The sequence below is a fragment of the Streptomyces sp. NPDC026500 genome (genome assembly GCF_055567635.1).
In genome coordinates, this window is the sequence record NZ_JBVHQB010000016.1 from 53724 (window position 1) to 71342 (window position 17619).

The 17619-nt window shown below is 72.4% G+C and carries 17 protein-coding genes and 1 pseudogene; 8 read left to right on the forward strand and 10 right to left on the reverse strand.

The genetic code is table 11. From position 1 onward, the window contains the following. Nucleotides 1-37: 37 nt before the first annotated feature. Both ACZ4N5_RS26995 and ACZ4N5_RS27000 read left to right on the forward strand, forming a co-directional pair. A pseudogene (locus ACZ4N5_RS26995) lies at nucleotides 38-283 on the forward strand (winged helix-turn-helix domain-containing protein); the annotation flags it as partial. A 187-nt stretch (nucleotides 284-470) separates the two neighbouring features. Continuing rightward, nucleotides 471-977: a GNAT family N-acetyltransferase gene (locus tag ACZ4N5_RS27000; protein WP_467759628.1), complete on the forward strand. Its 507-nt coding sequence runs from the start codon at nucleotides 471-473 to the stop codon at nucleotides 975-977. 21 nt (nucleotides 978-998) lie between these two features. Here ACZ4N5_RS27000 and ACZ4N5_RS27005 read toward each other — a convergent pair whose 3' ends face one another. Further along, nucleotides 999-1697 carry a class F sortase gene (locus ACZ4N5_RS27005; RefSeq protein WP_467759629.1) on the reverse strand — a complete coding sequence of 233 codons (699 nt, stop codon included), beginning with the start codon at nucleotides 1695-1697 and terminating at the stop codon, nucleotides 999-1001. A gap of 327 nt (nucleotides 1698-2024) precedes the next feature. Beyond that, nucleotides 2025-2624 carry a hypothetical protein gene (locus tag ACZ4N5_RS27010; protein ID WP_467759630.1) on the reverse strand — a complete coding sequence of 200 codons (600 nt, stop codon included), beginning with the start codon at nucleotides 2622-2624 and terminating at the stop codon, nucleotides 2025-2027. A 570-nt stretch (nucleotides 2625-3194) separates the two neighbouring features. Between ACZ4N5_RS27010 and ACZ4N5_RS27015 the strand changes: the two genes are divergently transcribed. Further along, complete coding sequence (locus tag ACZ4N5_RS27015; protein WP_467759631.1) at nucleotides 3195-3932, forward strand: SDR family NAD(P)-dependent oxidoreductase; 738 nt, start codon at nucleotides 3195-3197, stop codon at nucleotides 3930-3932. A gap of 67 nt (nucleotides 3933-3999) precedes the next feature. Here ACZ4N5_RS27015 and ACZ4N5_RS27020 read toward each other — a convergent pair whose 3' ends face one another. From ACZ4N5_RS27020 to ACZ4N5_RS27050, 7 genes are all read right to left on the reverse strand, one after another. Further along, a complete protein-coding gene (locus ACZ4N5_RS27020) occupies nucleotides 4000-4272 on the reverse strand; it encodes a ferredoxin (protein ID WP_467759632.1) in 273 nt (90 codons plus the stop codon). After that, the gene (locus tag ACZ4N5_RS27025) at nucleotides 4263-5579 is read right to left on the reverse strand and encodes an NADH-ubiquinone oxidoreductase-F iron-sulfur binding region domain-containing protein (RefSeq protein ID WP_467759633.1); all 1317 of its coding nucleotides are present in this window, start codon (nucleotides 5577-5579) and stop codon (nucleotides 4263-4265) included. The genes ACZ4N5_RS27020 and ACZ4N5_RS27025 overlap by 10 nt, the downstream gene beginning before the upstream one ends. Then, nucleotides 5576-6352, reverse strand: a complete 777-nt coding sequence (locus ACZ4N5_RS27030) for a ferric reductase-like transmembrane domain-containing protein (protein WP_467759634.1) — start codon at nucleotides 6350-6352, stop codon at nucleotides 5576-5578. The genes ACZ4N5_RS27025 and ACZ4N5_RS27030 overlap by 4 nt, the downstream gene beginning before the upstream one ends. Continuing rightward, on the reverse strand, nucleotides 6349-7407 hold the full coding sequence (locus ACZ4N5_RS27035) for an FAD:protein FMN transferase (RefSeq protein WP_467759635.1): 1059 nt from the start codon (nucleotides 7405-7407) through the stop codon (nucleotides 6349-6351). Before ACZ4N5_RS27035 ends, ACZ4N5_RS27030 begins: the two co-directional genes overlap by 4 nt. Beyond that, a complete protein-coding gene (locus tag ACZ4N5_RS27040; protein WP_467759636.1) occupies nucleotides 7404-7622 on the reverse strand; it encodes a hypothetical protein in 219 nt (72 codons plus the stop codon). Before ACZ4N5_RS27040 ends, ACZ4N5_RS27035 begins: the two co-directional genes overlap by 4 nt. Before the next feature lie 172 nt (nucleotides 7623-7794). Beyond that, nucleotides 7795-9198, reverse strand: coding sequence for a sensor histidine kinase (locus ACZ4N5_RS27045; RefSeq protein WP_467759637.1), 1404 nt, complete (start codon nucleotides 9196-9198; stop codon nucleotides 7795-7797). Continuing rightward, nucleotides 9195-9881, reverse strand: coding sequence for a response regulator transcription factor (locus ACZ4N5_RS27050; protein WP_467759638.1), 687 nt, complete (start codon nucleotides 9879-9881; stop codon nucleotides 9195-9197). Before ACZ4N5_RS27050 ends, ACZ4N5_RS27045 begins: the two co-directional genes overlap by 4 nt. A 231-nt stretch (nucleotides 9882-10112) precedes the next feature. Between ACZ4N5_RS27050 and ACZ4N5_RS27055 the strand changes: the two genes are divergently transcribed. Next, nucleotides 10113-12386: a heavy metal translocating P-type ATPase gene (locus ACZ4N5_RS27055; RefSeq protein WP_467759778.1), complete on the forward strand. Its 2274-nt coding sequence runs from the start codon at nucleotides 10113-10115 to the stop codon at nucleotides 12384-12386. A 146-nt stretch (nucleotides 12387-12532) separates the two neighbouring features. Continuing rightward, complete coding sequence (locus ACZ4N5_RS27060; RefSeq protein ID WP_467759639.1) at nucleotides 12533-13051, forward strand: DUF2231 domain-containing protein; 519 nt, start codon at nucleotides 12533-12535, stop codon at nucleotides 13049-13051. 112 nt (nucleotides 13052-13163) lie between these two features. Here the strand turns inward: ACZ4N5_RS27060 and ACZ4N5_RS27065 are convergent, their stop codons facing one another. After that, nucleotides 13164-13784: a hypothetical protein gene (locus ACZ4N5_RS27065; RefSeq protein ID WP_467759640.1), complete on the reverse strand. Its 621-nt coding sequence runs from the start codon at nucleotides 13782-13784 to the stop codon at nucleotides 13164-13166. Nucleotides 13785-14168: 384 nt separating this feature from the next. On the opposite strand from ACZ4N5_RS27065, the gene hemL reads away from it, so the two are divergent. The 3 genes from hemL to ACZ4N5_RS27080 all read left to right on the forward strand — a co-directional run bounded on the left by hemL (nucleotide 14169) and on the right by ACZ4N5_RS27080 (nucleotide 17597). Then, nucleotides 14169-15485, forward strand: a complete 1317-nt coding sequence (gene hemL / locus ACZ4N5_RS27070) for a glutamate-1-semialdehyde 2,1-aminomutase (RefSeq protein ID WP_467759641.1) — start codon at nucleotides 14169-14171, stop codon at nucleotides 15483-15485. Beyond that, complete coding sequence (locus ACZ4N5_RS27075; RefSeq protein ID WP_467759642.1) at nucleotides 15482-16183, forward strand: histidine phosphatase family protein; 702 nt, start codon at nucleotides 15482-15484, stop codon at nucleotides 16181-16183. Before hemL ends, ACZ4N5_RS27075 begins: the two co-directional genes overlap by 4 nt. 151 nt (nucleotides 16184-16334) lie before the next feature. Then, the gene (locus ACZ4N5_RS27080) at nucleotides 16335-17597 is read left to right on the forward strand and encodes a polysaccharide deacetylase family protein (protein WP_467759643.1); all 1263 of its coding nucleotides are present in this window, start codon (nucleotides 16335-16337) and stop codon (nucleotides 17595-17597) included. The last annotated feature ends 22 nt before the right edge of the window (nucleotides 17598-17619 follow it).

A 17619-nucleotide genomic window follows, 5' to 3' on the forward strand; every position in this document is an offset into this window, starting at 1 on the left:
GAGCCGCGCAGCGCGGAGACCCGGGCGTCCTCGTCCCCGCGCCGGGTGCGACATCCGCCTGACGCCCACCGAGTGGCAACTGCTGGAGATCCTGGTCTGCAACCCGGGCCGGCTCATCACTCAGCGCCGGCTCCTCCAGGAGGTGTGGGGTGTCTCGGCCGGCAACAGGACCAATTACCTGCGGGTGTACATGGCCCAGCTCAGACGGAAGCTGGAGGCGGACCCGTCCCACCCGCGCCATCTGATCACCGAGCCCGGCATGGGCTACCGCTTCGAGGCGTGAGGGTCGGGGCGGGGCGGGCCGGGGTTGGGCGGCGGCGGAGGGCGGGCGAGGGTGAGGGCGTCGAGGGAGCGGGCCTCGGTGGTGCGGGCGTCGGTGGTGCGGGCGTCGGTGGTGCGGGCCTCGGTGGTGCGGGCCTCGGGAAAAAAAGGGGAGGTGCCGCGGCCGGGGTGGTTGGAGACTCGGGCGCATGACCGAACTCATGACGCCACCCCGCCTCGTCCAGCCCACGACGGCGGTGCGGGACTCGTATCTGGCCGGTGAGCGGGCCGACTGCGCGGCCGAGGGCAGGAGCACGGAGTGGATCGGCCCCGCAGCCGACGACTTCGCGGCCTTCGTCGAGCAACGGCGTGGTGTGCGGACCCGCTGGGGCGTTCCGTCCACCCTGTTCTGGTACGTCTCCGGCGCGCACTACCTCGGCGGCCTCGTCGTCCGGCACGACCTCACCCCGGAACTGGCCGAGGTCGGCGGCCATGTCGGCTACCACGTGGTCACCCCGTGGCGCCGTCAGGGCCACGCCACCCGGATGCTCGCGGCGGGCCTCGGCGAATGCCGCCGCCTCGGACTCGACAGCGTGCTGCTGACCTGCGCCGCCGACAACGAGAGCTCCCGTCGCGTGATTCTGGCCAACGGGGGTGTCCCCGACGGCCGTTCGCAGGGTGAGGACCGTTTCTGGATCGGCCTCGGGAGCCCGTGAGCGGCCCCCGCGCCCGTCCGGTCAGACGAGGTGGGCGAAGACCACCAGGTTGTCGGTGTAGTCCCTGACGCTGCGGTCGTAGGTGCCGGCGCACGTGATGAGGCGGACCTCGGCGTCGGGTGTGTCGGCGTACACCCGGTCGTCGGGGAAGTCGTCCTTCGCGAAGGTCTCCGCGCTGTCGACGACGAAGGACGCCGTCCTGCCGTCGGACCGCTCGACGCTGAACTTGTCGCCCTTCTTCAGCTCGCCGAGACCGGCGAACACGGCGGCGGAGGTCGTCGTGTCGACGTGCCCGGCGATGATCGCCGCACCCGTCTCACCGGGAGAGACGCCCTTGGCGTACCAGCCGACCAGGTTCGTGTCGCCCGCGGGCGGGGGCTGGAGTTTGCCCGTGTCGTCGATGGCGAGTTCGGTGAAGGGCGCGTCCACCGAGATCTTCGGGATGAGCAGCCGGGTCGGCTCGGACCGCGGGAGATGCTTCCCGGCCGGGCGATCGTTCGAGGGCGAGGCGGAGGACGCGGCCGAGTGCGAGGGCGCGGGGGCCGCGGCGGCACGGGAAGTGGGGGAGGGGCCGGACGGTTCGTCGTCGCGGTGGAGCATGTTCGTGGCCAGCAGAACCGCGACACCGGCGCACCACACGACCCACGTCATACGACGCCGGAAGTTCCGCTCGGGCGACGGGTACGGGGTCTCGGCAGGAGAGGACAACCGGGCTGCCATCGGGCACCACCTCATCGGGTCGGGGCAGCAGAGCGGACTGGGCGGAAACAGCGGGAACAGCAAGACCAGTAAGAGCAGCAAAAGCAGTAAGAGCAGCGAAAGCAGCGAAAGCAGCGAAAGCAGGAGAAGCGTCAGAAGCGGTGGGAGAAGCCGAGGCGGGACGAGCAGGAGCCGTAGGAGGCGGGTCGGCGACTGGAACGGGGGTCGGGAGAGGGAGATCGGGCCGGGGTGGGAGAGAGGGATCGGGCCGGGGTGGGAGAGGGAGACCGGCCGGGCCGCCAGGGGGTGAGTGGGTGGCGGCCCGGACCGCTATGTCGTCAGGCATGGTCAGGCCACACCGCCCTGCGCGCTTCTACGGCGCAGCATGTACACGCCCGCGGCCGCGAGGCCCAGGACCCCGACTCCGCCGGCCGTGACGCCCGACGACGTGGCGAGACCGCCGCCACCGGTGTGCATGCCGCCGTGCGGCTTGTCCTCCTCCTTGCTGCTCGAGTCCCATGAGCCCTTGTCCTGCCCGGAGTCCCAGGAACCGCTGCCGCTGTCGGAGCTGGAGGAGCCCTTGTCCTTGTAGGTCTCCGGGTCGTACTTCTTGTCGCCCTTGGACGAGTCGTCCGTCTTGATGGACGTCAGCGCACCGCCGCCGGTGTGCATGCCGCCTTCCGGCTTCTCGTGGCTCCAGGAGCCCTTGTCGTGGTCGCTGTCCTTACCGTGCTCCTTGCCGTACCCGGAGTCTTCGTGCTCCTTGCCGTATCCGGAGTCCTCGTGCTCCTTGCTGGAGGAGGAGGAAGAGGAGGAGGAAGAAGAAGAGGAGGAAGAGGAGTCGTCGTGGCCCCAGTCGCCGGCCGAGACGGCGTACGCGCCGGGGGCGGCGATCGCGAGAGCGGCGGTGGCCGTCGCGGCAGCCAGGAGCATGCGGGCAGATCGCATTGTCGGAGTCCTTCCGTCAGGACCAGGCAGCTGACCTCTTGTCAGCAGACAAAAACCCGGCCCGACGTGATCCACCGTCAAGCCGATGTGCGAAGCGCACCACCCGGGAAGCTCACCCGGCCCATCATCGAGGCCCGCCTTGTCGGCCTCCCTGACGACCGTCCGAGGGCGGGCCGACCTGTCTGACCTGCTGATTCATCGTGCGTGCTCGGTGTCCGGCGGCCCTGGGCGGAGCCCCGCGCATGACCCGATCGGCGGCGACACGTCTGCTTCGCCCGGATGAGCAGCGGGGGTCGCCCGGCGTCAGATCCCGGTGTCCCGGCGGCTCTTGCCTTTGGAGAGCCTTGGGTGATTCATGAGCGAGTCATGTCTTCCGGCGACTCAAGGTGTCCCCCGGAAGCGGGAGACGGGAGCCGAACGCGGGTGCACCCGCCACCCGTCTGCCTGTGGCGCCGGCGGCCTGCAGTCGGGCGCCCGCCTCCTGCCGCCGCGGACCCCTCCGACCGGCCGCCCCTGGTCCTCGGCCGGCTCCTGGCACACTGATCGTTTGCGTGAACAAGAGAGGCGATCATGCGAAACGGGCGGAAGATCACGGTGGTGACCGGCGGCAGCCGCGGTATCGGTGCCGCCGTCTGCCGACGGCTGGCGCTGGAGGGCCATGACGTCGTCGTCGGCTACCGGTCCGATCGCGCGGCGGCCGAGACGGTGGCGGACGCCGTCGCGGCCGCGGGCCGGCGCTGTCTGCCGGTGGCCGTGGACACCTCCGACCCCGCCGCTGTCGACGGACTCTTCGACGCGGCGGCCGCCGAACTCGGCCCGGTCACCGCGCTGGTGAACAACGCCGGCGTCAGCGGACCCAACGGGCCGCTGGCCGACGCCGACCCCGACGGCATGCGGGACGCCCTCGCGGTCAACGTCCTCGGCTATCTGCTCTGCGCGCGCCGCGCCGTACGGGAGATGACCGCGGCCGGCGGGGGCGCGATCGTCAACATCTCGTCCGCGGCGGCGACCCTCGGCAGTCCGGGCCAGTACGTCCACTACGCCGCCGCGAAGGCGGCCGTCGACGCCCTCACCATCGGCCTGTCCAAGGAGGTGGCGGCCGACGGAATCCGGGTGAACTGCGTCGCCCCGGGCACGGTCTGGACCGACTTCCACGAGGACCCGCAGCGTCCGGCCCGGGTGGCCGCGGGCATCCCGATGGGCCGCGCGGGCCGGCCGGAGGAGATCTCCGGCGCGGTGGCCTGGCTCCTGTCGGACGACGCCTCGTACACGACGGGCGCGGTGCTGCGGGTGGCGGGCGGGCTCTAGGAACCCCTGTCACGGGGGCCGGTGACGTGGGCGGACCCGGGGAAACCCCGGATCACGGCCCACGGCGTCAGCGGCTTGCCCGCCCGGAGGCGCGGCTCGGAAGCCGGTCGGGCGCGGGAGCGGGCACTCGGTTCAGGCGGAGCGCCATCACCGGGCACGCGGCGACCGCGCGGCGGGCGTGGGACAGCAGATCGGGCGGGACCGCGGAGTCCCGGAGCACGGGGTAGCCCCATTCGTCCAGGCCGATCAGTTCGGGCAGCAGCTCGGCACAGAGGCCATGGCCGTCACAGGCGGCGAAATCGACTGCCAGCACATGGAGTTGGGTGCGGGTCATCGCCATTCCCCCTCCTCGGGGGCCTGGCCTGCGGGTACCGGCAGGACGAGGGGGGCGAACGCGGCACGGCACGGTCCGGCGTGCGCGTGCCGGTGGACGTCGTCGGCGAAGACCCGCAGCGCGGACGCGGCGAGTCGCGCCGCGCCGTCGGGATGGCTGCACGCGCCGCGCCCCGGGAGCAGCCCGAGGCGGTGGTGCAGCCGGTCCAGCAGCTGGGTGTCGACCCTGCCCCAGGCGAGCGCGGCGAAGTCCTCGGCGACGGACGGGAGGCCGAACCGGCACGGTCCGCACTGCCGGGCGCTCTGCGCGGCCAGGTAGCCCAGCGCGGCCGCCGTCTCGGCCAGCCCGCAGGCTTCTTCGGGCAGCGCCACCAGGACACCCGCGCCCCGTTCCGGCGCCGTGGTGCTCAGCGGCACCGGGAGCCAGCTGCCGAAGAAGCCGCCCGCGAGCACGGCGCCGAGCCGTCCCTGCGGTCCGCCGGCCCGGCTCAGTGCCGCCGTCACCGGGCTTCCCGCCGGGATCTCGTACACCCCAGGCCGAGGGACGGCGCCCGAGACCGTGACCAGCGTGGTGCCCGGTGCTCCGGAGCTTCCGCTCCCGCGGAACCACGCGGGGCCGTAGCGGGCGATCAGTGCCAGGTGGGCCAGGGTCTCCACGTTGCCGATCAGGGTGGGCCGTTTGGCGACGCCCTTCTCGAAGGGGCGCGGCGGGGTGGACCGGGGGCGGGCGTCGCCGCCGTTCAGCCAGTTCACCAGGGACGTCTCCTCGCTGGAGACGAAGTGGTGGGGCAGCGCGTGGACCTGTACCGGCACCGGGTCGAGCCCGGCACGGCGCCGCTCGGCGACCGCCGCCGTGAGCTGGTCCACCTGCGCCGCCCGGGTGCGGGGCAGACACAGATGCACCGCGTTCGCGCCGACCGCGACGGCGGCCAGCGCCGCGCCGTCCAGAACGAGATGCGGGGCGAAGGAGAGCAGCACCTCGTCCTTGTGGCTGGCCGGCTCGCTCTCCATCCCGTTGGCGACGAGCACGGCCGGCCCCCTCGCCGCGGCGACCGAGCGGAGCTTGCGGCCGGTCGGAAAGGCCCCGCCGCCCCGGCCGGTGAGCCCGGCCTCCTCCACGGCGCGCACCAGCGGCATGGCGCTCCCGCGGCCGCGTGCCTGGAGCAGCGGGGGAGGGCCGTAGCGGGCGAGGTGTTCCGTGAGGTCGGCGGTCCGGCCGGTGTCGTACCAGCCGGACAGCAGGCGTTCGCCGTACGGGCCGCGGGGCGCCGCCGGATGTTCTCCGACGAGGACGGTGGCGGTGTCGGAGTTCATTCGGCGTCGTCTCCCTCTTGTTCGTCCTGCTGGGTGTGCTGCTGGGGTGTCGGCGACTGAGGCGACTGATGGGGGACGGCGGGAGCGGTGGCCGGTGTCGGCGTCGTGCCGCCCGCGCGGTGCGCCCAGCCCGGCCGCAACGGGCCCGCGGCCAGGAAGGCGACCAGCGTCGCGGGCACCAGCAGCAAGGCCGCCGTCGCCCACCGGCGGACCCGGTCCGCCTGTGCCCCGGCCCGGACCAGCCGCCACCACACGGCGGCCATGACGGTCAACAGACAGGCCGCGTACAGCGCCAGTTGCGGGCTCAGACGGGTGTCCGTGCCGGTACCGGCCGCGTGGAAGAGCGCCACCGGCCAGGCGGCGTACGCCAGCCAGTGCACCGCCTTCCACCGGCGGCGGCCCAGGCGCCCGCGGACCGCGCTGGTGAGAGCGACCGCCAGCAGGAGGTCGAGGGCCACCGCGCCCAGCCCCACCCACAGCGGACGGTAGGAAGCGATGAACGGTACGAAGGCCGTCGGCCAGGTGAGGTGGGCGTAGCCGTCGGCGATGGCGGTGACGATGTGCAGTCCCAGGAAGGCCAGGGCGAGCAGCGACAGGTTGCGGTGCAGCGCGGACACCTCGAACCGGCCCAGGCGCAACGGCGCGTACCGTCCCGCCGCCGCGATGCCGAGCGCGACCGCCAGGGTCAGCAGGACCAGGGAGACCGTGCCGCCGGCCCGGGTGGCGTACCAGAGCGGGCTCGGACCCGAGGCAAGCAGGAGGGCGCCGTTCATCGGTCGGCTCCGTCGGCGGGCCAGGCCCCCAGGTACAGCACGCTTCCGTCGGTGCGGACGAGACGGGCCGGAAGGCCGGTGCCGCGCAGCCAGTCGGGGGCGCGTTCGCCGAGGACGAGGGCGGCGGTGGTGGCGGTGTTGGCGTCCACGCAACTGGCCGCGGCGACGCTGACGGTGCGCCAGACGGGCGGCGGGATGTCGCCGGTGGCCGGGTCGACGATGTGGTGGAGCGTCCGGTCGCCGCGCCGCCAGGTCCGTACGGAGGTGCCGGAGGTGGCGAGGCCGCCGTCACGGATCGAGACGACCGGGTGTCCGGCGTCGGCGTCCGGGGCCGCGTGGTCGTCGGCGATCGCGACCCGCCAGCCGCCATCCGGCGGATCGCCGGCCGCCGAGAGGTCGCCGCCGAGGTTGACCAGGACCCCGCAGCCCACCGCCGCGGCGGCCCGCCGGGCCGCGCGGTCCGCTGCCAGGGCCTTGGCCGTGGCGCCGAGGTCCAGCGTCGTGCCGGCGGGAAGGCGCAGGAGGCGCAGCACCGGGTCCCAGCGGACGGTTCGCCAGCCCGCGGCGGGGCGTGGCGCGGCCGTCGGCCCGGTGGCCTCGGGCCGCTGGGCGGCCACCTGGGTGAAGGTGCGGTCGTAGCCGAGGGCCACGACCGCCGGGCCCACGGTGGGGTCGACGGCACCGTCGGTGAGTTCGGCGGCGCGCAGGGCAGTTTCCAGGGCCTCGGCGAGCAGGGCGCTCACCGGCACCGGCCCGGTGCACGCGGTGATGTTGGCGCGGGACAGTTCGGAGTCGGGACGGAACCGGCTGCACGCCGCGTCGATGTCGGCCAGCTCGGCCCGCAGGATCAGCAGTGCGTCGTCGGCGCGGGCCGGGTCCGCGGTGAGGAGCACGGCCGTGGTGCCGAGCGCGGAGAAGACCGCGGTGGCGGGTTCCGTGTGGGCCGGACGTTTGGTGGCGGGGCGAGGGTCGGCGGGGTGGGCGGTTCCGGCCGGGAGCGTGGTGCGCCCGTTGCTTCCGGGGCGCCCGACGGAGTCCGCCGGTGTGGCGTTCACGACGCACCCGACTGCGTCTGCGGAGCCTGCGGGGTCGGCGTGGGCGCCTGCCCGGAGGGCTGCAGTCCACCGCTCGTGCCGGTGGAGGTGCCGCTGCCGTGACCGCCGGGTGCGGCGGTCTGGGCGATCCCGGGGATCACGTGTGCGTAACCGGCGCCCAGCACCGCGGTACCCGCGACGGCCGCGGCCGCCGCCCACCGGGTCGTGACGCTCACGCGCCGCCGCCCTCGTTCACGGCGGCGGACGGCGTCCTTCACGGATCGGTCCGAGTCTGCGGGCTGCTCAGGAAGAGGCATGGATGAACTCCTCGCTAGGAGGCCGGTTGTCCCACTCACCAGGCTGCCTCGTGGCCCGTCGGGAACCGGTTCAGGAGTTCTTCACAAGCGGTTAAGATCCCGCCCGCAGGCCACGCGACGGCCCCTGCGGCGGCAGCGCGGGAAGGTCCAGCACCACGGTCAGCCCGCCGCCGGCCGTGTCCTGAAGCCGTACGGTGCCGCCGTTGGCGGTGACCAGCCGATGCACGATGGCCAGCCCCAGGCCGCTGCCGGACGCCTCCGGATTGCCGAACCTGCGGAACGCCGCATCGCGCGCCGCCTCGCTCATCCCGGGTCCGTCGTCCACCACGCGCAGCAGCACCCGCTCACGCGTCGCCTGCCCCTCGATGCGGACCGCCGCCCCTTCCCCCACGGCGTCCAGGGCGTTGGCCACCAGGTTGTCGATCACCTGCTCCAGATCCCCGGCCCCCAGGTACGCCGTCAGCCGGGCGCCGCAGCGCCCGGCGAGCGACACCCGCCGTTCCCGGGCCACCGGCTCCCACGCGACGACGCGGTCGTCCACCACTCGGTCCACCCGGACGGCAACCGGCCTGGGCACCGCGTTCTCCGCCCGGGACACCGCCAGCAGCCCGTCCACCAGCCGGGACAGCCGGGCGATCTCCTCCTGCGCGCCGGCGAACTCCGCCGCCGTGGCGTCGTCGGCGCCCGCCGCCAGCAGGTCGAGCCGCAGCCGCAGCGCCGTCAACGGCGTACGCAGTTGGTGCGAGACGTCGGCGACGACCGCCCGGTGCCCGTGGATCAGCGTCTCCATGCGGGCCGCCATGGTGTTGAACGTCGAGGCGAGTCTGCGCACCTCCCGCGGGCCCCGTCCGCCCGGCGCCCGTACGTCCAGCGCGCCCTCGCCGAGCCGCAGCGCGGCGGCGTCCACGGCCCGCAGCGGACGCCCGACCCAGCGGGCCAGCGCCACCGACAACAGCACGCCCGCCGCCAGGGCGCCGGCGCCGATCAGCGCCAGTCGCCACCACATCGACGCGATCCGGTCGTGCATGCTCTCCGCCGACCGGGACAGCACGGACACCCCGACCGGATGCGTGGTGTCGCCGATCGGCTCCGCGACGACCAGCCGGTCGTCCCGCTCGCGCGCCGCTGTTCCCGGGTGGACGAGCACCTGGTGCGCCAGGTCGCCCCAGTTGCCGGCGGCCTGGTCGTCCTCATCGCCCTCACCTGTTCGTCCGGGGCACCCGGTGGCCGCCACGGGCTGTCCCGCCGTGTCGAAGACCGCGGCGCAGTCGCCTGCCCGCTCGGCCTGTTCCAGGAGCCGTCGCATGTCGGCGGGAGAGCGATGGTCCGACAGGTATTCCTCGGCCGCGGCGGCGATCGTCCGGTTCGCAGCCTCGGTCGTGTCCCGGAAAGAGGTGTGTTCGCGCTGCGTCATGGACAGCCCCAGCGGCACCACCGCCAGCACCAGCAGCAGGACGATCAGCGCCATGAAGGTCAGTGCGATACGCCGGGTCATCGCGCACCGGCGTCCGGGTCCTGGCCCGGCTCGGGTACGCCGAGGCGGAATCCGCGGCCGTACACGGTCTCCACCAGCCCGGGGACGCCGAGCTTGCGGCGCAGCGCCGCGATGTGCACGTCCAGCACCTTGGTGGGGCCGTACCAGTGGGCGTCCCAGGCGCGCTCCAGGACCTCCTGCCGGGTGACCACCCGCCCCGGGTCGACGGCCAGACACTCCAGGATGTCGAACTCCTTGGGTGTGAGCGCGACTTCGTGGCCGTCGACGGTCACTTTGCGGGTCCGCGGGTCCACCGCGAGGGGGCCGTGCCGCAACAACTCGGAGCCGGACGGCTGGACGCGGCGCAGCACGGCCCGGATCCGTGCCAGCAGCTCGGCCAGGCCGAACGGTTTGACCAGGTAGTCGTCGGCGCCCTCGTCCAGGGCCGCGACCCGGTCGGCTTCCTCGCCGCGCGCCGTCACCACGATGATCGCCGCGTCGGAGCGGCTCCGTAGCCGGCGGCAGACCTCGATGCCGTCCAGGTCGGGCAGTCCCAGGTCCAGAAGCACCACATCGGGTTCCGGGACCGCCGCCAGCGCCTCCCGCCCGGTGCCCACGCCGCGCGCCCGGTACCCGGCCCGCTCCAGGCCCAGCACCAGGGAGGCGGCGATCCCCGGGTCGTCCTCGACCACCAGAACAAGCACACCGACATCGTACGGTTCCGTCGTCCGTGCCCGGATTGGCCGGTGGGCCCCTCTCTGTGGCCCGTTCGGCCCTGCCGTCCGGCGCGGTGCGCGCGGTTGCATGGATACCCGGAGACCCTGTCGCGCCCGCAGGCGTGACAGGTCTGGAGACGCCGGAGGGCCGCTGCCGTGTCGCACACGAGAGACACCGGAGACGGACAGGCACCACCGCGGGCCCGGAATGTCCGTCGGCTGCTCGAACCGGCGCTGCTGGCCGCGACGGCGGTCGCCCTGCTGAGCGGGGGAATCGCCTGGGCGGCCGGGAACCAGGGCGTCGCCGACGTCTGCTGGGCGGCCGGCACCCTCCTGGCCGTCGTCCCCGCCGTGGCCTGGGTCGTGGCCGCGTTGCGCAAGGGACGGGCCGGCGTCGACCTGATCGCCGTGCTGGCGCTGGTCGGGACCCTGGCCGTGGGCGAGTACCTGGCGGGGGCACTGATCGCGTTGATGCTCGCGACCGGCCGGGCGCTGGACGCCGCGGCCGAGCGCCGCGCCTCCCACGACCTGCGGGCCCTGCTGGAGCACGCCCCCCGCTCGGCCCGCCGCCGCACCGGCCGGGAGGTCTCCGTGGTCCCGCTCGCCGACGTCGTCGTCGGCGACGTGCTCGTGGTCGGCCCCGGAGACGTGGTCCCCGTCGACGGCAGCGTCCTGGCCGGTACGGCGGAACTCGACGAGTCCGTGCTGACCGGCGAGTCCGCCCAGGTCGAGCGCGGCCCGCACGAACCCGTACGCAGTGGCGTCGTCAACGCGGGCGGCGTCTTCGAACTCCGGGCGACCGCCACCGCGCAGGACAGCACGTACGCGGAGATCGTACGGATGGCTCAGCACGCGGGCGCGGAGCGGGCACCGACCGTGCGGCTGGCCGAGCGTTACGCGGCGTGGTTCCTGCCCCTGTCCCTCGGGATGGCCGGCCTCGCCTGGCTGCTGAGCGGATCCGCCGAACGCGCGGTCGCCGTCCTCGTCGTGGCGACCCCCTGCCCGCTGCTGCTCGCCGCGCCGGTCGCCGTCGTCTCCGGACTGTCGAGGGCGGCCCGTCGCGGTGTCATCGTCCGGGACGGCGGGGCGCTGGAGCGGCTGGGCCGGGCGCGCACCCTGGTGATCGACAAGACCGGCACCCTGACCGCCGGCCGACCGCGCGTCCTGGCGGTCGCCGCCGCCCCCGGGCGCTCTCCGTCCGAGGTGCTGCGGCTGGCCGCCTCGCTCGACCAGGTCTCGGCGCATGTGCTGGCCGAGGCGATCGTCCGCGAGGCACGTACCCGCAACCTCACGCTGTCCATGCCCGCCGACGTCACGGAGGAACCCGGGCGCGGACCCGCCGGCACCGTGGACGGCCTCCGTCTCGGCGTCGGCAGGTCCGGCCTCGCCCAGGCGGCACTTCCCGACTGGGCCCATGCCGTGGACAACCGCGCCGTTCTCGACGGGGCCGCCGTCGCCTGGCTCACCGTCGACGGCACCCTCGCCGGCGCCGTCCTGCTCCAGGACCCGCTGCGCCACGACGCCCCACGCACCGTCCGCAGGCTGCGGTCGGCGGGGCTGACCCGGCTGCTGATGCTCACCGGCGACCGTGCGGAGCCCGCCCGTGAGGTGGGAGCCGTGCTGGGCCTCGACGACGTCCGGGCCGGTCAGCTTCCCGCCGACAAGGTCGCGGCGGTACGGGCGGAACGCGCAGTGGCCGTCACCGTCATGGTCGGCGACGGCGTCAACGACGCACCCGCCCTGGCCGCCGCCGACATCGGCGTGGCCATGGGAGCCCGCGGTTCCACCGCGACCTCCGAAGCCGCCGACATCATCCTCACGACCGACCGGGTGGACCGTCTCGCCGACGCCATGGACATCGCCGTGAGGGCCCGCCGGATCGCGGTCCAGAGCGCCGTCGGCGGGATGGCGCTGTCGCTGGTCGCCATGATCGCGGCCTCCCTGGGATGGCTGCCGCCCGCCGTCGGAGCCCTTCTTCAGGAAGCCATCGACGTCGCCGTCATCCTCAACGCCCTGCGCGCGTTGCTGCCCGCGCGGGGCGCCCGTATCGCTCTCGAACCGGACGCCGAGGATCTCATCCACCGCTTCGCGGCCGAACACGACGACCTCAGGGACGCCCTGGACGCCATCCGTGAAGCCGCCGGGCTGCTCTCCATGCAGGACGGTCCGGGATCGCTGGCCGCCGTGCGCCACGTCGACCACCTGCTCACCACACGGCTGCTCCCCCACGAACTCGCCGAGGAGCACCAGCTCTACCCCGCGCTGAACAGACAACTCGGCGGGCCGGAAACGACCGAGACCATGAGCCGGGCCCACACCGAGATCGCCCGTCTGTCCCGCCGCATCGCGACGCATCTCCGCATGGCGGACGAGTCGGGCGGACTGAGGCCGGAACAGATCGACGACCTGCGTGCCTGCCTGTACGGGCTCCATTCCGTTCTCCGCCTGCACTTCAGCCAGGAGGAGGAGAGCTACTTCTCACTCGCTCCCTGAGCCGGACCGCGTGTGATCCAAGGGGTCAACGATCCGGATGAGACTCAGAGGCAACTGAGAAGTCCCTATGAAAAAGTGCCGACGTTCCTCCAGAGATCCAGTCCGCGCGCTTATGGTCCGACCAACCCCCCATGGAGAAAGCCCACATGAGTCTCACTATTGTCAACGGACTGCCCGCACACATCCTGTTCGTGCACTTCGTCATCGTGCTCGTGCCGCTGAGCGCCCTGGCACTCATAGTGTGCGCGGTGTGGCCCAACGCGGCCCGGCGGCTCGGCCTGCTGCTGCCCATCCTCGCGCTCGTGACGCTGGCGACGGTGCCGGTGTCCACACACGCGGGTGAGTGGCTGGAACAGCACGTCGGCAGCGACCCGCTGGTGCGCAAGCACGCCGAACTCGGCGACGGCCTGCTGCCGTGGGCTCTCGGCCTCTTCGTGATCTCGGCCGTCATCTGGTGGACCGCCCGCCGCTCGGCGCCCGCCGCGGACGGCACGGCGGGTGCCTCCTGGTCGTCCTCGGTACTGGTTCGGGGCGCGGTCGTGATCGTTTCCCTCGCCGTCGCCGTCGGCGCCGTGGTGGACGTCTACCGGATCGGTGACTCGGGCGCCAAGGCCGCCTGGCACGACAACTACTCGAAGACGGCCACGCAGCACGGCGACGACTGACGGACGAGGCCGGCCTCGGGCTCCGACCGGCCGGCCTACTGCCTGAGGGCTTCCCTCCGGCACGGAAAAGGGCGAGGTCCGAAGACCTCGCCTTTTTCCGTGCACACCGGGCTCATGGCCAAACCAGGCAATAGGGCTGATGCCCCGCCTCGTGCAGCCGGTGCGAGAAGTCCTGCCACTCGTGCAGCAGCTGGTAGACGTTGAAGGCGTCCCGTGGGCCGCCCCGGTCCGGGACGGTGGACCAGATGAAGGCGGCCGCGCCGACGGCCTCCTCGCCTATGCCGCGCAGCGGGTCGACGACGGTCATCGGGAGCTTGACCACGGCGTAGTCGGGGTGCAGAACGACCAGTTCGAGCGGCGGCACCTTGTGCAGGGGAACGCCTTCTATGCCGGTGAGGACCATCGCGGCCATCGTCTCCGGCTTGATCTTGGTGAACATGCCGTTCATCCCGAGCTCGTCGCCGCCGAGTTCCTCGGGGCGCATCGAGATCGGGACCCGGGCCGCCGTCGCGCCGTCCGGCGCGCCGAAGTATTTGTACGTCACCCCCACCCGGCCACCATTCCCGCTCTCCGCTCGCAGTCGCTCGATCCGCTCGGGCTCACCCTGCGATCCCTGTGCCTGTCCAGCTCTCGTCCCGGCAGCTTCCTCCGCCTCGCGCCGGTGCTTCCCCCGCCGGGCACGCCGAGGGTTGAGGTCATCGGTCCCCTCGCCCAGTCCGCCACCGCGATGCATATCTCCACCCGACTGCTTTTCTAAGTCGCGAGACCCCCGCCACGCAACCCGATCATCGTGACAGTGACCTCCCCCACGGTCGCACGCCGAAACGTACGCCGAAACACCTGTCCGCGGGATCTTCGCGGCCCCTGAACACCGTCGTTCATGTGAGCTGTCCGTTCGTAGCCCAGTTTCGCAGATGGCCGGGGGAAGGAACCCGTTTGTCGTACCGGGCTCCGTCACACCGGCTCCGCGATGGCCGGGATCATTCCTCTGTGGAGCCGTACGTCGGGCCGCGTTCATCCGTTCACGGTCCCCCGTTCTTCCCCTCACGGCTCCCCTGGGCCCCTGGCCTACCCTGAGGAGGTCACTAGCCCCCCGGAGTCGGAGACGTCGCAGGTCATGACCGAACTGCCTTATCCCTATGCAGCCCCAGCCTCGCAGTCGCTGTTCGACCGTGCGACGGCCGTCACGCCAGGTGGCGTGAATTCTCCGGTACGCGCCTTCCGCGCCGTGGGCGGTACGCCCCGGTTCATGGTGTCCGGTACCGGTCCGTATCTGACCGACGCCGACGGCCGTGAGTACGTCGACCTCGTCTGTTCCTGGGGTCCGATGATCCTGGGGCACTCCCACCCCGAGGTCATCGCCGCCGTTCAGGAGGCCGTTTCGCGCGGTACGTCCTTCGGTACACCCGGTGAGGGAGAGGTCGCCCTCGCCGAGGAGATCGTCGCCCGCGTCGAGCCCGTCGAGCAGGTCCGGCTCGTCTCCAGCGGCACCGAGGCGACCATGTCGGCCATCCGGCTGGCCCGCGGGTTCACCCGGCGGTCGAAGGTGATCAAGTTCGCCGGCTGCTACCACGGGCATGTCGACTCGCTGCTCGCCGCGGCGGGCAGCGGGCTGGCCACCTTCGCGCTGCCCGACACGCCCGGTGTCACCGGCGCCCAGGCGGCCGACACCATCGTCCTGCCCTACAACGATCTCGAAGCCGTGCAGGCCGCCTTCCACGCGCACCCCGGTGAGATCGCCTGTGTGATCACCGAGGCCTCGCCCGGAAACATGGGTGTGGTTCCTCCCGCGCCCGGCTTCAACCAGGGCCTCAAGGACGCCTGCGCGAAGAACGGCGCCCTCTTCATCTCCGACGAGGTCATGACCGGCTTCCGCACCAGCAGGGCCGGCTGGTACGGGATCGACGGCGTACGTCCCGACCTGATGACCTTCGGCAAGGTGATGGGCGGCGGCTTCCCGGCCGCCGCGTTCGGTGGCCGCGAGGACGTCATGGCGCACCTCGCGCCGGCCGGGCCGGTGTACCAGGCGGGCACGCTCTCGGGCAATCCCGTCGCCACCGCCGCCGGGCTCGCGCAGCTGCGGCTGCTCGACGAGGCCGCGTACGACAAGGTCGACGCGGTGTCGGAGCGGATCCGGACGCTGGTGACCGAGGCGCTCACGAAGGAGGGTGTGACCCACCGCCTGCAGAGCGCCTCCAACATGTTCTCCGTCTTCTTCACGGGACGCGAGGTGCGCGACTACGAGGGCGCGAAGGCGCAGGAGTCCTTCCGCTACACCGCGTTCTTCCACTCGATGCTGGCGCAGGGCGTGTATCTGCCGCCGTCCTCGTTCGAGTCGTGGTTCGTTTCGACGGCCCATGACGAGCAGGCGGTTCAGCGGATCGCCGACGCCCTTCCGGCGGCGGCGCGGGCAGCGGCGGAGGCCACGGCATGAGCGGGACCATCGGTACGAACGGCGGCGGCGACATCACCGTCGTCCACGTGATGCGGCACGGCGAGGTCGCCAACCCGGGCGGGGTGCTCTACGGGCGGCTGCCCGGGTACCACCTCTCCGAGCTCGGGCGGCAGATGGCCGACCGGGTGGCCGAGCGCCTCACCTCGCGCGATGTCACGCATGTCGTGGCCTCGCCGCTGGAGCGGGCGCAGGAGACCGCCACGCCGATCGCGAAGGCCCACGGGCTCGACCTGGCGACCGACGGGCGGCTCATCGAGGCCGACAACGTCTTCCAGGGCAAGACCTTCGGTGTCGGGGACGGCGCGCTGCGGCGGCCGGAGAACTGGAAGCATCTCGTCAACCCCTTCAAGCCGTCCTGGGGCGAGCCGTACGTCGACCAGGTCGTCCGGATGATGGGGGCGCTGGACGCCGCCAAGGACGCCGCGCGCGGCCACGAGGCGGTGCTGGTGAGTCATCAGCTGCCGATCTGGATCGTCCGCAGCTATGTGGAGAAGCGGCGGCTGTGGCACGACCCGCGCAAACGTCAGTGCACGCTGGCGTCTCTGACCACCTTCACCTACCGAGGCGACAAGATCGTGTCCGTGGGCTACACCGAGCCCGCACGCGATCTGGTTCCGGCCCATCTCCTCGCGGGCGCCAAGCCGGTGAAGGGCAAGGACAAGGCGTTCGGGGCCTGACGGGCGGTACCGAGAAGCCGGTCCAAACGGGCTCATCTTCGCAAAATCATATAAATCTGCGCGCGTTAAACGGAACCTTCAACTTCATCGTGCCCTCTCATGGGATGCCAGCTGATAGTCAGCTGAGAGGGTGCGATGAAATGAGGACCGTATGCGGGACGTCAGCCGGAGGGGAATGATCGGCCTCGGCGCGGGTGCCGCGGCCGCGCTGGGACTTGCCGCGTGCGGCACCACCGCAGGGAAGGACGCCGCGCGCCATCCCGGCGGCTCCCCCACGGCCGGCACCGGGCGGCCCGGCGCCCCGAAGAAGCCGGCCGTGCGTCTCATCGGCGACGGCTCCACCGCCTACACCGGCAGGCAGCCGCGCCAGCCGCAGCACCCCGTGCCGCTGGAACCCGGTGAGACCCCGCCGCAGTTCGTGGTCTTCTCCTGGGACGGCGCCGGCGAGGTCGGCACCGGTCTGTTCGACCGTTTCCTCCAGCTCGCCAAGGAGAACGACGCGCACATGACGTTCTTCCTCTCCGGGCTGTATCTGCTGCCCGAGTCGAAGAAGCGCGCGTACGACCCGCCGAACAACCCCCGCGGCGCCTCGGACATCGGTTATCTCAGCGACGAGCACGTCCGTTCCACGCTGAAGCTGGTCCGTCAGGCCTGGCTCGACGGCCACGAGATCGGCACCCACTTCAACGGCCACTTCTGCGGCGGCTCCGGCTCGGTCGGCAACTGGACGCCCCGGCAGTGGCACAGCGAGATCGAACAGGCCAAGTCCTTCGTCACCGAGTGGCGCACCAACTCGGGCTGGACCGATCTTCCCCCGCTGCCCTTCGACTACGAGAAGGAACTCATCGGCGCCCGCACCCCCTGCCTGCTCGGCCAGAACAACCTGCTGCCCGCCGCAAGGGAGCTCGGCTGGCGTTACGACGCCTCCTCGCCCGGCGGTGTCCAGCGTTGGCCGCAGAAGAAGGAGGGGCTCTGGGACCTGCCGCTGCAGGCCATGCCCTTCCCCGGGCACCGCTTCGAGGTCCTCTCGATGGACTACAACATCCTCGCCAACCAGTCCGTCAACTCCACCCGGGCGCCCTCGTACAACTACCCGGGCTGGCGCACCCAGGCGTCCGAGTCGTACGTGGCGGGATTCAAGCGGGCATACGAGACGAATCGCGCCCCCTTCTTCATCGGCAACCACTTCGAGGAGTGGAACGGCGGCATCTACATGGACGCCGTCGAGCACGTGTTCACCCACATCGCCCGGGAGAAGGAGAAGGGCGCCGACGTGCGCATGGTCTCCTTCCGGCAGTTCGTGGACTGGCTGGACGTCCAGCGTCCCGAGGTGCTGGCGAAGCTCCAGTCGATGGACGTGGCGGAACAGCCGGACGGAGGCTGGCACTCCTTCCTTCGGGGGCAGGCCGCCTGAAATGCGGGTTTCCGCCCGCAAG

Bases quoted from the DNA above. Each gene is read 5' to 3' on its own strand.
- ACZ4N5_RS27000 (WP_467759628.1), top strand. From the start codon at position 471: ATGACCGAACTCATGACGCCACCCCGCCTCGTCCAGCCCACGACGGCG.
- ACZ4N5_RS27030 (WP_467759634.1), bottom strand. From the start codon at position 6,352: ATGAACGGCGCCCTCCTGCTTGCCTCGGGTCCGAGCCCGCTCTGGTAC.
- ACZ4N5_RS27005 (WP_467759629.1), bottom strand. From the start codon at position 1,697: ATGGCAGCCCGGTTGTCCTCTCCTGCCGAGACCCCGTACCCGTCGCCC.
- ACZ4N5_RS27045 (WP_467759637.1), bottom strand. From the start codon at position 9,198: ATGACCCGGCGTATCGCACTGACCTTCATGGCGCTGATCGTCCTGCTG.
- ACZ4N5_RS27060 (WP_467759639.1), top strand. From the start codon at position 12,533: ATGAGTCTCACTATTGTCAACGGACTGCCCGCACACATCCTGTTCGTG.
- ACZ4N5_RS27065 (WP_467759640.1), bottom strand. From the start codon at position 13,784: ATGCATCGCGGTGGCGGACTGGGCGAGGGGACCGATGACCTCAACCCT.
- ACZ4N5_RS27020 (WP_467759632.1), bottom strand. From the start codon at position 4,272: ATGGCGATGACCCGCACCCAACTCCATGTGCTGGCAGTCGATTTCGCC.
- ACZ4N5_RS27080 (WP_467759643.1), top strand. From the start codon at position 16,335: ATGCGGGACGTCAGCCGGAGGGGAATGATCGGCCTCGGCGCGGGTGCC.
- ACZ4N5_RS27075 (WP_467759642.1), top strand. From the start codon at position 15,482: ATGAGCGGGACCATCGGTACGAACGGCGGCGGCGACATCACCGTCGTC.
- ACZ4N5_RS27010 (WP_467759630.1), bottom strand. From the start codon at position 2,624: ATGCGATCTGCCCGCATGCTCCTGGCTGCCGCGACGGCCACCGCCGCT.
- ACZ4N5_RS27015 (WP_467759631.1), top strand. From the start codon at position 3,195: ATGCGAAACGGGCGGAAGATCACGGTGGTGACCGGCGGCAGCCGCGGT.
- hemL (WP_467759641.1), top strand. From the start codon at position 14,169: ATGACCGAACTGCCTTATCCCTATGCAGCCCCAGCCTCGCAGTCGCTG.
- ACZ4N5_RS27025 (WP_467759633.1), bottom strand. From the start codon at position 5,579: ATGAACTCCGACACCGCCACCGTCCTCGTCGGAGAACATCCGGCGGCG.